At 75.5% G+C, this 12677-nt stretch carries 12 protein-coding genes; 7 read left to right on the top strand and 5 right to left on the bottom strand.

Annotated features, from left to right (window positions below; all coding sequences use genetic code 11):
- Positions 1 to 180: 180 nt before the first annotated feature.
- Both ACIP82_RS00845 and ACIP82_RS00840 read right to left on the bottom strand, forming a co-directional pair.
- Positions 181 to 831, bottom strand: a complete 651-nt coding sequence (locus ACIP82_RS00845) for a TetR/AcrR family transcriptional regulator (RefSeq protein WP_363606475.1) — start codon at positions 829 to 831, stop codon at positions 181 to 183.
- Between the two features lie 113 nt (positions 832 to 944).
- Positions 945 to 1856, bottom strand: coding sequence for an acyl-CoA thioesterase II (locus ACIP82_RS00840; RefSeq protein WP_363606477.1), 912 nt, complete (start codon positions 1854 to 1856; stop codon positions 945 to 947).
- Positions 1857 to 1993: 137 nt separating this feature from the next.
- Between ACIP82_RS00840 and ACIP82_RS00835 the strand changes: the two genes are divergently transcribed.
- The 4 genes from ACIP82_RS00835 (at position 1994) to ACIP82_RS00820 (ending at position 7239) form a co-directional block, all read left to right on the top strand.
- Positions 1994 to 3406 (top strand): SWIM zinc finger family protein, encoded by a 1413-nt coding sequence (locus tag ACIP82_RS00835; RefSeq protein ID WP_363606478.1) that lies wholly within the window; start codon positions 1994 to 1996, stop codon positions 3404 to 3406.
- Positions 3403 to 6114 carry a DUF6493 family protein gene (locus ACIP82_RS00830; RefSeq protein WP_400649445.1) on the top strand — a complete coding sequence of 904 codons (2712 nt, stop codon included), beginning with the start codon at positions 3403 to 3405 and terminating at the stop codon, positions 6112 to 6114. Before ACIP82_RS00835 ends, ACIP82_RS00830 begins: the two co-directional genes overlap by 4 nt.
- Positions 6115 to 6196: 82 nt before the next feature.
- Positions 6197 to 6748 carry a TetR/AcrR family transcriptional regulator gene (locus ACIP82_RS00825; RefSeq protein ID WP_363606481.1) on the top strand — a complete coding sequence of 184 codons (552 nt, stop codon included), beginning with the start codon at positions 6197 to 6199 and terminating at the stop codon, positions 6746 to 6748.
- Between the two features lie 107 nt (positions 6749 to 6855).
- A complete protein-coding gene (locus ACIP82_RS00820) occupies positions 6856 to 7239 on the top strand; it encodes a hypothetical protein (RefSeq protein WP_363606482.1) in 384 nt (127 codons plus the stop codon).
- Between the two features lie 75 nt (positions 7240 to 7314).
- On the opposite strand, the gene ACIP82_RS00815 is transcribed toward ACIP82_RS00820, so the two are convergent.
- The 3 genes from ACIP82_RS00815 to ACIP82_RS00805 form a co-directional block, all read right to left on the bottom strand.
- Positions 7315 to 8535, bottom strand: coding sequence for an MBL fold metallo-hydrolase (locus ACIP82_RS00815; RefSeq protein ID WP_400650285.1), 1221 nt, complete (start codon positions 8533 to 8535; stop codon positions 7315 to 7317).
- A 252-nt stretch (positions 8536 to 8787) separates the two neighbouring features.
- A complete protein-coding gene (locus ACIP82_RS00810) occupies positions 8788 to 9240 on the bottom strand; it encodes a MaoC family dehydratase (RefSeq protein ID WP_363606484.1) in 453 nt (150 codons plus the stop codon).
- Positions 9241 to 9420: 180 nt separating this feature from the next.
- Complete coding sequence (locus tag ACIP82_RS00805; protein WP_363606485.1) at positions 9421 to 9852, bottom strand: pyridoxamine 5'-phosphate oxidase family protein; 432 nt, start codon at positions 9850 to 9852, stop codon at positions 9421 to 9423.
- Positions 9853 to 10047: 195 nt separating this feature from the next.
- On the opposite strand from ACIP82_RS00805, the gene ACIP82_RS00800 reads away from it, so the two are divergent.
- The 3 genes from ACIP82_RS00800 to ACIP82_RS00790 all read left to right on the top strand — a co-directional run bounded on the left by ACIP82_RS00800 (position 10048) and on the right by ACIP82_RS00790 (position 12599).
- A complete protein-coding gene (locus ACIP82_RS00800; RefSeq protein WP_400649430.1) occupies positions 10048 to 10902 on the top strand; it encodes a hypothetical protein in 855 nt (284 codons plus the stop codon).
- 201 nt (positions 10903 to 11103) lie between these two features.
- Positions 11104 to 11664, top strand: a complete 561-nt coding sequence (locus ACIP82_RS00795) for a hypothetical protein (protein ID WP_400649428.1) — start codon at positions 11104 to 11106, stop codon at positions 11662 to 11664.
- Positions 11658 to 12599: a hypothetical protein gene (locus ACIP82_RS00790; RefSeq protein WP_400649425.1), complete on the top strand. Its 942-nt coding sequence runs from the start codon at positions 11658 to 11660 to the stop codon at positions 12597 to 12599. The genes ACIP82_RS00795 and ACIP82_RS00790 overlap by 7 nt, the downstream gene beginning before the upstream one ends.
- Positions 12600 to 12677 lie beyond the last annotated feature (78 nt).

The raw sequence follows: 12677 nt of genomic DNA, 5'->3' as shown, positions 1-12677 counted from the left end.
TCGGGCGGGGTGCGCGGGCCCCGGCCCCGGGCCGTGCGAACGGGCCCTCGGGCCGCCTGGCCGGTCGCGAAGTCCAGCAGCAGTCGGCGCAGTTCGGGCAGCCGCTCGGTCACCGCCAGCTGGCCGCAGGCGAGTTCGGCCGCAGGCCGGTCCGCCGGCGACCGGTCCGGCCGGGCCCGGTCAGACGGTCGGCTGGACCTCGTACGGGGCGGGGTACGGCGTCTCGTACGGGGTCAGCACCAGCCGCACCACGTCCTCCAGCCGCCGCCGGGCGTCCCCGAGCGTGGTGCGGCCGGTCACCCAGGCGGTCAGCTCGCCCTGCCAGGCGTGCCCGACGATGTGCCGCACCAGATCGCTCGCGGCGGCCGGGACCTCCGCCATCACCGCCTGGAGCGCGGCGCTGTCGGCCCGGGCCATGCCCTGCAGGGCCTCGCTGGCGAAGGGATCCGTGGAGGCGGCGACGGCCACCCGGAGCCGGGCCAGCTCGGGCTGGCGCTGGTAGGCCCGCATGCCGCCGCGGACGAAGCGCACCACCCGGTCGGTGGCCCCCAGCCCGGCGCGCGGCCCGCGCAGCTCCGCCACCAGGTCGGCCAGCAGCAGCCGATGCCACTCGGCGATCGCCGCCGCCAGCAGATGGTCCTTGGAGGAGAAGTAGCGGTACGCCGTCCCCAGGGCGACTCCGGACCGCTCGCAGACCTGTTTCATCTGCAGCCGCTCGACGCCGATCTCGTTCACCAGGGCAAGCGCGGCCGCGATCAGGCTTTCGCGGCGTTCGAGCTGACGCGGAGACATCGCCTCCACCGGTCGTGGTGACAGGTCAACCTTGGTCACCCGCACCATGATACGGCTCAGGACCGCTCAGGAGTATGACGCCGACCGGCCGCCCGGAGTTCGCCCCCCGGACACCGGCCCGGGTGAGGGCGTGAGGGGCGGCCGGCCGGTGGTCAGCGGAGCCGGGCCGACCTCTCCCGGACCAGGGCCTCCTGGGTGGCGGAGGCCACCAGCCGCCCGCTCCGGTCGTAGAAATCGCCGTGCGACAGGCCCCGGCCGTCCGAGGCGGACGGGCTGCGCTGGTCGAACAGCAGCCACTCGTCGGCCCGGAACGGCCGGTGGAACCACATCGAGTGGTCCAGCGAGGCGAGGATCAGCCGGGGCGGCTCGGTCAGCTGGAAATAGCTCGGCTGCACGTGCAGTCCGGCCGTGGACCCCAGCGTGAGGTCCGAGAGGTAGGTGAGCGCGCCGACGTGCAGCAGCGGGTCGTCGGCGGGCAGCGGGGAGCCGGTGCGCAGCCAGACGAACTGCTGCTGCATGCCCGGGGCGGCCGGCGGCACCCCGGGCGCGTCCGGCGGGACGAACCGCAGTTCCATGGTGCGGAAGCCGGCCGTGCGGTCGAAGTCCCGGCGGGCGGCCTCGTCCCAGAGCGAGAACGCGTCCGGCACCTCCTCGGGGCCGGGCAGCGGGGGCATCGCGCGGCGGCGGTCGTCCGCCGGCTCGGGCCGCTTGAAGGAGGCGGAGAGGGTGAAGACCGCGTCCCCGTTCTGGACCGCCGTCACCTGGCGGGTGGCGTACGACAGGCCCTCGCGGACCCGGTCGACCTCGTAGTGGATCGGGCGGGTCGGGTCGCCGGGGAGCAGGAAGTAGCCGTGCAGCGAGTGCGCCACGCGGCCGGCCTCGACGGTGTGCCCGGCGGCGGTCAGTGCCTGTGCGGCGACCTGGCCGCCGAAGGCCCGCATCGGGGCTCCGGCGTGGCAGCGGCCCCGGAACGTGTTCTCGTCCAGCCGTTCGATCCGTAGCAGCTCGGCGAACGATCCGGCGCTGTCGGTGGCCCGTCTCTCCTGTTCGGTCACTTCAGTCACAGGCCCATAGTGACAGAAGCCCGCACTATGGGGGACGTGAGCCGATCGGCCAGTTCGAAAGGGCGGTAGGTATAGAACCTGTTTCAGTATTGGCCGGGCCCGACGGGCTGTCAGTGCCGCCGCCTAACGTGCTCGCCATGTCGCAAGCCGCACACGCGTACGCCTATCTGCGCCCGTCCGCCGTCCTCGACGGAGCCGACGGCCCGCGCCTCGCCCTGGAGACCTCCGGCGGCGCCACCCCGCTCGGGGCGGTCGCCAACCCGCGCTTCTTCGCGGGCTTCCTCGCCGATCCGGCACCGGCCGCCGCCGCGCTGCTCGCCGTCGCCGATGTCGCCGCCGCCCGCTACTACCAGCCGCAGCTGCGCGCCTCGCTGGACCCGGTGGTCACCGCCAACGGGGACCGGCTGCGCTTCGAGTCCTTCTCGGGCTGCTGCGGCGTCTACGCCCGTCTCGACGTGCTGGAGGCCGGCCTCGACGGGGACGACATCGGCCACGGCACCACCAACGTGGACGTCAACAACCCGCTGCGGGAGGCGCTCACCCGGATCGGCCCGGCCGACCCGCTGCACCTCGCCGTCGGACCGGACGCGCTGGAGGTGACCACCTTCGACGGGCCGGTCGTGGAGAAGAAGGTCCCGCTGCCCGAGCGCTGGCTGCGCGGCTTCGCCGAGACCCAGGTGACCGCCGCCGGCTTCGACCTGCGGGCCGAGCTGCCCGCCGCCGAGGCGGTCCGCTTCCTGCGCTCGCTGCCGCGCGCCGGCAGTGGCGGCCGGGCCGCGGCCCGCACCGCCCAGTGGGTGGTCCCGGCCGGCCGGACGCTGCGGCCGACCACCCGCCCGGTGCCCGGCGCGGTCTGCCTGCCCGGCCCGGAGCGGCTGGTGGCCCTGCAGCGCGTACTCCGGCACGCGCTGGCGCTGCGGGTGTACGGGCCGGTGGCGGCCGACGGACCGGTGGCCTCGGCCTGGGAGGCGGTGCTGCCGGGGATGCGCCTCACGCTCACCCTCTCGCCCGACGCCTCCCGGGGCTTCTCCGGCGAGGGCGGGGTGCTGGGCGCGCTGGCCACCGGCACCGCCGAGCAGGACGCCGAGCTGGTCGCGGTGCTGCTCGCCTGGGAGCCGCGGATCGAGGTGGCCGAGCTGGCCGAGCAGTCCGGGCTCACCCCCGCCCGGGTGCGGGCCGCCCTCACCCGGCTGGGCACCGCCGGGCAGATCGGCTACGACACGGCGGAGGCCGCGTACTTCCACCGGCAGCTGCCGTACGACGCCGGCCGGGCGGAGGCGCGCAACCCGCGGCTGCGGGCCGCGCAGGCCCTGGTCGCGGCGGGCGCGGTGCGGCTGGAGGCGGGCGGTGCGCTCGCCACGGTGACGGTGGACGACCACCTCCAGCGGGTACGGACGGACGAGGCGGGCCGGGCGAGCTGCACCTGCCTCTGGTGGGCCAAGTACCGGGGCGGGCGCGGGCCGTGCAAGCACGCGCTGGCGGTCGGGATGGTCCGCGAGGCGGCCGCGGCCGGCGCGGTTCCGGCGACGGGCGCGGAGGTGGCCCGATGAGCGGGGTCACGGAGCCGGGGAGCCGGGTCGAGGAGCTGCTGCGGGCGGTGCGGGAGGGGCGGGGACCGCAGATCCCGGCCCTGGTGGCCGCACTGGACCCGGCCGAACGGCGGGCCTGCCTGCCGGAGCTGAAGGCGCTGCGCAAGCAGGTCCGGGGCGAGTGGTCCAAGGAGGCGAGCGCGCGGTCCGGGGCGCTGCTGTTCGCGGGCGCCGGCTGCCACGCGGGGCCGGCCGCCGCCGCCACCTGGATCGGCGGGCGGGACTTCGCCGGCCGGTCCTGGGCCCGCCACCCCGCGCTCGCCGACGTGGTCGAGGCGCAGCCGGTGGAGTGGCAGATCGAGGTGGTCACCCGGCTCTCGGCGCGGCCCGTCCAGCAGTGGGGCTGGGACCTCTACCCGCTGATCGAGCGGGTGGTGCGGCGCACCGGCTGCCCGGTGCCCGACTCCGAGGCCTTCACCACCGAGTGGCTGCGCCAGGTCTCCTCCGGCGGAGGCGGCCGCCGCGGCGAGTCCACCACGCTGCTGGAACGGCTGCGCCGCGACCCGTACCTGCCGGTGCTGCTGCCCAAGGTGTTCGAACTCGCCGACATCGGCTCGATGCTGGACCACCGGCGCAGCGACCGGCCGGGGGACTTCTGGCCGGAGGCGGTCGCCGGGCTGGCGGCCGAGGGCGTGCTGGACCGCGCCGGGCTGACCGACCGCTGCCTGGCCCGGCTGGTGCGCGGTGGCAGGCCGGGCGACCAGCGGCTCTTCCTGGTGACCTTGCAGGCCCTCGCGCCCACCCCCGGGGAGTACGCGGGGCAGGTGCGCAGCCTGGTGGCGCTGCTGGACGGCCTCTCGGCGGTGGCCGGCCACGCCCAGCAGGTGCTGACCGAGCTCGACGAGGCGGGCCTGGTCGAGGCGGAGGTGCTGACCGAGGCCTCGGCGGTGGTGCTGTTCCGGACCGAGAAGAAGCTCGTCCGGGCCCAGCTGGGCTGGCTGGAGAAGGCGGCCCGGCGTTCGCCGGAGCGGGCCGGCCCGGTGGTGCTGGCGGCGGCCGAGGCCTTCGGCCACCCCGACACGGCCCTCCAGGAGCGGGCGCTCAACGTGGTGGCCCGCCACCTCAAGGCGGCCGGCGAGGCCGTTCTGCCCGAGCTGCGGTTCGCCGCCGAGGGGCTCAGCCCGGCCCACCACGCCCGGGCCGGCGTGCTGCTCGGCGCGCCGGTGGGCGGCGACGACCCGGACACCGGGTGGACCGAGCTGCTGCCCCCCGTCCCGGTGCCGCGTCCGCTGGGGGAGCCGATCGCCACCCCGGCCGAGGTGGCCGAGGAACTGTCGGCCCTGCTGGCGGCGGAGCAGCCGGAGGTCGCCGTCTTCGAACGGACCCTGGACGGCCTGGTCCGGCACGCCCACCGGGACCGGGCGGCGCTGGCCGAGGCGCTCGGGCCGGTGCTGCGGGTGCACCCGTGGAACGGCCCCGGACGGTGGGCCGACTGCTCGCCGCGGGACGTCCTGTACGTCGCGCTCGCGATCACCGGGGAGGTCGATCCGCACCGCCGGGACTCGTTCTGGCGCCGGCAGACGCGGTCCCCGCTGCGCGGTGAGCACAACACCGTCCACGGGAACGTCCTCGCCGCCCGGCTGACGGAGGCGGCCCAGCGGGTGACGGCGGACCGGCCGCCGCTGCTGCTGGCCACGCCCACCGACGCGACCGGTGCGCTGGCGGCGGCGGTGCTGGTCGAGCGGGTGGCCGGGTACGAGGCGGCGGGCGTCGAACCGGGGCCGGCGGACCTGCACACCGCGCTGCTGCGGCTGACCCCGGCCCCGGACGGCGAGGTGCCGGCCGCCGCCGGGCGGCTGGCCTCACCGGCCGGGCGCTGGGTGGCCCGGTGGCTGCGCGAGGGCGGGCTGCCCCGCCGGCGCTCCGAGCGGGTGGTCTTCGCGCCCATGGCGGGGGCCAAGCCGGTCCACCGCTACTGGGAGCGCTGGTGGGAGGAGCTGAAGCGGGTCGTCGTGGCCCAGCCCGGCATCGGTGCCGGCCCCGAGGGCCCGGCGGGCGAGCGGCTGGGCGCCGACTTCCGGGCGCTGCTGGAGGGCACCGAGCCGAGCGTGGCGCGGGTCAGGAAGCAGGCCGAGTGGCAGTGGCAGCCGACCGCGCACTGGGCCGCGCTCCTCCCGCACCACCGCGAGGAGCTGGCCGCCCGCTGGCTGGACTGGTTCGCCGGGGTCGCGGACCGTGAGATCCGCGGCCCGGCCCGGATGCTGCCCCCGCTCGCCGAGGCCGGCGGCCCGGCCGGGCTCGCGGTGCACCTCGCGGTGGCGTACGGCCTGGGCGCGCGGTTCCCCGAGGACCGGACGGCGGCGGTGGACGCGCTGCTGGTGCTCGCCGCGCGCGGGGACCTGGACGCCGGGCTGCTCGGCCGGGAGCTGGCCGAACTGGTCGCCATCGGCGCGGTCAAGCCGGTCCGGCTGGGCCAGGCGGTGGCGGCGGCCGCCGAGACCGGCGCGTACGCCGCCACGGTCTGGTCGGTCCTGGCGGCCGCCCTGCCGGGCCTGCTGGCCGGCGAGCCGGCGCGGGGCGCGGGGGACGTGGTCGCGGTGGCGGCGGACTGTGCGCGCCGGTGTTCGGCGCGCGGGCCGATCGAGCAGGTGAGCGCGGTGGCGCAGCGCTCCGGTTCGAGCCGGCTGGTCAAGGAGGCGCGGGCGCTGCGGGAGGTGCTGGCGGGCTGATCCCGGGCGGCGGTGGGGGCGGCCGGGAGTTTGAGAACACTCGTTCTTGACTGAGTGTTCTTAAACTCGTAGAGTCCTGGGCATGGGAAGACCACGCGCCTTCGACGAGGACGAGGCCGTTCAGGCGGCAGCCGAGCTGTTCGCCACCCGGGGCTACGAAGGCACCTCGGTGGACGATCTGGTCACCGGCCTCGGCGTGCACCGGGGCAGCCTCTACAAGGTGTTCGGCAGTAAACGCGGCCTCTATCTGACCGCGCTGCGCCGCCACCTGGACCAGGAGGTGCTGCCGCTCGCGGCGGCCCTCGGCGAGGCCCGCGACCTGCCCGCCGTGCTGGCCCAGGCCGCCGCCGGGTACGACGGCGGCCGGGCCGCCGGGCTGCTGCTGTTCGCGGCGGCCGAGCGGGCGCCGTCCGACCCGGACGTCGCCGCGCTCGTCGAGGAGGGGTTCGCCGCGCTCGACCGGGCGATCGGACGGGTCCTGTCCGCCTCCGGCGATCCCGCGGGCGGCTCGCCCGACGGGCCGGCCGGGGTGCTGGCCGCCACCGTGCTCGGTCTGCGCCTGCGGGCCCGCGCCGGGGTCGGCGGGCCGTCGCCCGTCGCCGTGGCGGCGCTCGCCGGCCGCCTCACGGGCTGACCCGCCGGGCGCCGCCACACCACCACCACTGCACCGTCACCACCGCACCACCACCACCGCACCGTCACCACCGCACCGTCACCGGCAACAGAACTGGGGAACGCTCCATGGCTCACGTGAGTGTCAGCAACGGCCTGCTCGTCGTCGAGATCGAAGGGCTCGACCGGCTCTGGGCGGTCAAGAGCAGGATCGAGATCCCGCTCGGCAACGTCCGGGGCGCCACGCTCGACCCGGGGATCCTCCGTGAGCCCAAGGGCGTCAAGGTCGGCGGCACGTACTTCCCCGGGCTGATCACGGCCGGGACGTTCCGGTCGGGCGGCGAATGGGTCTTCTGGGACGTCAAGAACCCGGCCAGGGCCGTGGTGATCGAACTCGCCGACGAGCGGTACAGCCGGCTGATCGTCGAGGTCGACGACCCGCACGCCACCGTGGACCTGGTCGAGCGGCGGAAGGGCGCGCCGCCGGCCGGGCCGGTGGCGGCGGAGCGGTAGGAGGGCGGGAGAACGGCAGGGGACCGGCCCCGCGTTCGGGCGGCGGCCCGAGTGCCGCCGCCCCGGCGGGCCCGGTCAGACGGGGACGCCGTCGTCCTCGGCCGAGGCCTTCGACCGCGCCGACCCGTTCGCGCCGGCCGGGTCCGCGCCGTCCGGGACCGGTGGCCGTGGGCCCGTCGGCTGCGGTTCGGACGGCTGCTCCTCCGCCGGCCGCGTCGTGACCGCCCGCCACCAGAGACGCAGGGCCGGGGCCTCCACCGGCTCGAAGGGCTTGCCCGGCCGGGGCACCGCCAGCCGGGCGCCGAGCGACTGGGCCGCCGCGACCACCCGCTCGGCGGGTTCGTCCCAGGGGTGCAGCGCCAGGTTGAAGGTGCACCAGTGGATCGGCAGCAGCAGTTCGCCGCCGAGGTCCAGGTGCGCCCGGACGCCCTCCTCGGGCGTCATGTGCACCTCGGGCCAGAAGTCGCTGTACGCGCCGACCTGCATCATCGTCGCGTCGAACGGGCCGAGCCGGCGGCCGACCTCGGCGAAGCCCGGGAAGTAGCCGGTGTCCCCGCTGTGGAACAGCCGGTGCCCGCCGCCGGCCACCACCCAGGACGCCCAGAGGAACAGCGCGCTGGTGCGCGGGCCGCGGCTGCAGTAGTGCCGGGCCGGGGTGGCGGTCAGGGTCAGCCCGGCGACCTCGGCCGACTCCCACCAGTCCAGCTCGACCAGCCGGTCGGCCGGCACCCCCCAGTGCTCCAGGTGCGCGCCGACCCCGAGCGGCACGGCGAACACCGCGCCGGTGCCGGTCAGCTCGCGGATGGTGGCCATGTCCAGGTGGTCGTAGTGGTCGTGCGAGACCACCACCACGTCCACCGGGCCGAGTTCGGCGAGCGGCAGCGGCACCGGGTGCAGCCGCTTGGGGCCGGTCCAGCCGAACGGGGAGCAGCGGTCACCCCAGACCGGGTCGAACAGCACCCGGCGGCCGCCGATCTCGGCCAGCACGGTGGCGTGGCCGAGCCAGGTGAGCCGCAGGCCCGAGGCGGGCGGCCGGGCCAGGTCGGCGGGGAGCAGCCGGTGCACCGGCACGGCGGCGCCGGGCGCCCGGCGGGTCCTGTCGCCGGTGAGCTGGGCCCGGGTGATCTCCAGCGGGGTGCGCTCGTACACCAGCCGGCGGGTGGGCAGCGGGTTGCGGAAGGCGCCGTCGGCGAACTGCGGTGAGCGGTGGATCCTGGACAGCCGCTCGCCCCGCGGCTCGGCCCCGAAGGCGTCCGTCCGGACCCGGTGCCAGGCCGCGCGGGACAGTCCGGCCAGACCCGGGGGAGTGGCGAGCTGTGGGGTGAGACCGGCGACGCGGGTGAACCACGGGACGGGGCGGGGCACGGCACCTCCAAGGACGGTTACGGCTACCGGGCATGCCGGGGCGCGTACCGAGGGCGGTGGGGCCTCTGCGATACGACAACCATCTCGTCGGAGGTTACTCGCCGTGGGCCGTCCGGACCTGGTGAGCGGCCCCGCGCACGCCGTTCGGCGTAGCGGGGGCCGGGGCGGGACCTACGCCGGGACCTACGCGTAGAAGAGGGTGATCGCCTCCGCGACGCAGTGCGGCTTGGCGCTCTCCGCGCTGCTGATGGTGAACCGGACCACCGTCCGGACGCCGCCGGGCACCTCGGTGGCGGAGACCAGCTCGGCCGTCGCCCGGACCGCCGTGCCGACCGGCAGCGGCGCCGGGAAACGGACCTTCTCCGAGCCGTAGTTCAGCGCCATCCGGACGCCCCCGACGCTGTAGCACTCCTTGGCCAGCATCGGGACGAGCGACAGCGTGAGGTAACCGTGCGCGATCGTCGAGCCGAACCGGCTCTCCTTCGCCCGCTCCGGATCCACGTGGATCCACTGGTGGTCACCGGTGGCCTCGGCGAACAGGTCGATCCGCTCCTGCTCGACGGTGTGCCACTGGCTGGTGCCCAGCTCGGTGCCGACGGCGGCGGTCAGCTCGGCGAGGGAGGCGAAGGACGTCACGGGTGCTCCTGGGTGAGGGTGAGGACTCCGGCAGAGTATGCCCAGTCGCCGGTCACCTGTCAGGAGCCGGTCCCGATCGGGGTCGCACCGCCGGACGGCCGCCGAACGCCTGTCGGAGGGCGGGGGGTTCGGGAAGGCGCGGGCCCGGGAGCGCGGCGCCGGGAGCAGGAGCGCGGGAGTTCAGGACCGCTGGACGCTGCGGCCGACCGGCAGCAGCCGCCGGCCGCTGACCAGCTCCGGTACCAGCGAGACGAACATCGGGTCCGGGTCGCCGACCCAGGGCCGCAGACCGGAGCGCAGCGCACGCCGGTACTGCTCCGGATCGCGCACCACGTCCGCCCGGCCGTGCACCAGCACGCTCCAGCCGGTCCGGGTGACCGGGTCCAGCTGGTCCGCCTGGAAGGCCACGACCGTGCCGTCCAGCCCCCGCGCGGTCGTACTGCCCCGGCGCACCGCCAGCAGCAGCCGTCCGTCCGGCGCGACCTCGAAGGAGACCGGCAGGACCGCCGGCAGCGCGTGCTCGGTGTACACCACGCGCCCGACGGGCACGGTGCTGAGCAGCCGCAGGCACTCGGCCTCGCTCAGGGACTCCACACGGTCGTCACGGTCCATGTGTCCGATCGTCCTCCTGTCGGTGCGGTGGCCGATAGGGCCCATGGTCCCTGAGCGGGCAGGACGGGAGCCCCGTTCGCGGGCGCCCGGGCGGTAGCTTGTCCGGCGGCGGTACGGGAGAGCGCGGTCGTACGGGAGTGCGGGCGCGACAGGCGGTTCCGGGTGTCCCGGGGCCGGCGAGGAGGGGGCGTGCGGATGGTCGGCGGAGTCGATCTGGTGGTGATCGGGGCGGACGGCGGGCCCGACCGCGGCTTCGGGGGCTCGGCGCGCGCGGCGGACGGCGCCCGGCTGCTCGCCGAGGTCCTGCCCGGGATGTGCTTCGACGCCGGCTCGGCCGGCTGCCGGGTCGCCGTGGTGGACCCGGGCGCGGACGCCAACACCATGCTCACCGCCGTCCGGGAGGCGGCCCAGCGCCCCGGCCGGTGGCTGGTGGTCTGTCTGGTCGGCCAGTTGGCCGCCGATCCGCGCGGGCGGCGGCTCGCCCTGGTCACCGGTGGCAGCACCGCCGACAACGCCTACCGGCGCGGGCTGGCCTGGGACTGGGTGGTGAGCGCGATGGTCCACGGCGACCAGGAGGAGGCGCTGCTGCTGGTGGACGCCGTCGCGGACCGGGACACCTGGGCGGCACTCGAACGCGGGGGCGGCGAGGACGGGGCCGGTGAACTGCTCAGCTATCCGCGCGTCCCGCTCTGGGGCCGGGTCGGCCGCTTCACCCCCGGCCGGCGTGGCCGGGACGCCGTCCTGCCCGGCGGTGAAGGATCGTTCAGCCAGGTGCTCACCGACGTCCTCCGGCAAGGGGTCCCGGGCGCGCCGGCCGCCGTCGCCCCGCTGGACCTCCAGCCGGCCGTCGCCGCGCTGCTCGACGGGGGCGGGCCCGCCGCCGGAAGCGGCGCGCCGGGCGCACGCCTGCTCGTACCGCCGCAGAGCGGGCGCCTGTTGATGCGCAATCGGGCCGCGGTTCGGGGCGCATTGGCCGGATTGTCGCTTTCCGAGGAACTGTTGGCCGTTCTGTGGCGAGAAAGTGCTCCGACGGATCCGCCTTCCGCGTAAGGTCAGGGGGCCCGAGGTGTTGCCGTGAAGGGCCGGGTTGGCGAAGAATCGACGCACTCGCAGCAACACCGGCGGGACGGCGGAATTCTTCTGGCGGCCACGGAGCACGAACGGGGTCGGTCGCGATGAGGTGGGGCGATGCGGCAGCGCGGAATTGTGGTGCGCCCTGGGGTTGTTGGGGCCAGTGGGGTGGTTTTGGCGATGCTGCTGAGCGCGTGTGCGGCCAGCGGTGACGCCGGTTCCGTCGACCGCCTGGGGACGACTGCGCCCAGTGTCGCGGCGGTGACCCCGGTAGCTCCTTCGGGTGGTCCCGCAAACGACCGGATCGCGCCGACCGAAGGCCCCGAAGGGGCGGCGGGCCGTGCGGTGCTGAGGACCTATCAGGACTGGTGGACGGCGCAGACGGAGGCTTTCGGCCGTTCCGATTCGGACGGTTCCACGCTGGAGGCCTACTCCTCGGGGAGCGCGCTGGGCGGAGCCCTCGTCAATCTCCGTCAGCTCCACGACGCCAAAATGGTGATGATCGGCAGCCCGCGGAATTCCCCCGTGGTGAAGACCCTTGATCTGACGGCCGCTCCACAGACCGCCGTGATCGAGGACTGCCTCGATGTGACGGGCTGGCATCAGGCCGATGCCACCACCCGTGCGACAAAGGATCCGCGGGAACGGCTGACGCGGTACATCGCGACGGTTTCCCTACGGAAGTTCGATGCCCGGTGGCTGATCTACGAGTTCAAGCGGGAGGTGGACCGAACATGCTGAAACCCGTACGGCGATTCGCGATCCGCGCGATGGTGTTCGCCGCTTTGCTGTTATCCCCCGTGGTCCCCGCGGCGGCGGACCCGACGCCCGGTGGGGAGGTCAACCACTGCACGGTGAACGTGATCTGTGCGGGCACCAACGAACCGGGCACCAAGCCCACCCCCGGTACCGGCGGCGGGGGCGGCGGGGGCGGCGGCGGTCCCGAGCTCTGCAGCTACCACGACGTGGAGTGGCCCTGCCACGACCCGGAGCTGGGCTGGTTCAGCAACTCGACCGGCTGCTACTACCAGCTCACCAACCCGCAGCCCCCGGCGGACTCGCCCGACTGGGAGGGCCACAAGCCCTCGGACGGGGCGGTCTACGACAAGACCTGCCGCTCGTCCGACGGCGGGCAGAGCGCGCCCCAACCCACGTTCTTCGCCCAGGCGCCGGCCGGCCCGCCGCCGGACAACCCGGCCGCGCTCGCCAGGCAGGCGGCCGACCGCATCACCTTCCCCGCCCCGGTGCCGGGCATCGCGCCCCAGGGCACGGCGGTCGTGGGCGTGCCGGTCTGGCTCTGGCTGGACCAGTCGAAGGGTTCCGCGGTGCCGGCCCCGGTGACGGTGCACGGCAACACCCTCTCGGTGACGGTCACCCCCAAGCTGGACCGGGTGGTCTGGGACCTCGGTGACGGCAGGGTCGAGACGTGCGAGGGACAGGCCGCCCCTGGGACGCCGTACGACCCCGCGTACGGTGCCGCCGCGTCGCCCACCTGCGGGCACGTGTTCGCCAAGGGCTCGGCCACCTTGCCGACCGGCACGTTCTTCGGGAGCGTCACGGCGCACTGGACGGCCTATGTCACCGTCACCGGCAGCAACCAGAAGATCGACCCGCTCCAGATGACCCGGATGACCGACCTCGAACTGCGGGTGGCCGAGGTGCAGGTCCTCAACTGACCGCCGGGCGAAGGGAGTAGCCGTCCGGTGCGGGGCGGGCGCGGCGCCTCCCGAGCGTGGCACTGTCCGAACACAGCA

The sequence above is a fragment of the Kitasatospora sp. NPDC088548 genome, assembly GCF_044753005.1.
Classification (GTDB): domain Bacteria; phylum Actinomycetota; class Actinomycetes; order Streptomycetales; family Streptomycetaceae; genus Kitasatospora.
This window is presented reverse-complemented; position numbering and strand designations above follow the sequence as displayed.

What these genes read in the sequence shown, in the direction of transcription:
- ACIP82_RS00790 (WP_400649425.1), top strand. Translation starts at nt 11,658, where the DNA reads ATGCTGAAACCCGTACGGCGATTCGCGATCCGCGCGATGGTGTTCGCC.
- ACIP82_RS00825 (WP_363606481.1), top strand. Translation starts at nt 6,197, where the DNA reads ATGGGAAGACCACGCGCCTTCGACGAGGACGAGGCCGTTCAGGCGGCA.
- ACIP82_RS00800 (WP_400649430.1), top strand. Translation starts at nt 10,048, where the DNA reads ATGGTCGGCGGAGTCGATCTGGTGGTGATCGGGGCGGACGGCGGGCCC.
- ACIP82_RS00805 (WP_363606485.1), bottom strand. Translation starts at nt 9,852, where the DNA reads ATGGACCGTGACGACCGTGTGGAGTCCCTGAGCGAGGCCGAGTGCCTG.
- ACIP82_RS00795 (WP_400649428.1), top strand. Translation starts at nt 11,104, where the DNA reads ATGCTGCTGAGCGCGTGTGCGGCCAGCGGTGACGCCGGTTCCGTCGAC.
- ACIP82_RS00820 (WP_363606482.1), top strand. Translation starts at nt 6,856, where the DNA reads ATGGCTCACGTGAGTGTCAGCAACGGCCTGCTCGTCGTCGAGATCGAA.
- ACIP82_RS00830 (WP_400649445.1), top strand. Translation starts at nt 3,403, where the DNA reads ATGAGCGGGGTCACGGAGCCGGGGAGCCGGGTCGAGGAGCTGCTGCGG.
- ACIP82_RS00835 (WP_363606478.1), top strand. Translation starts at nt 1,994, where the DNA reads ATGTCGCAAGCCGCACACGCGTACGCCTATCTGCGCCCGTCCGCCGTC.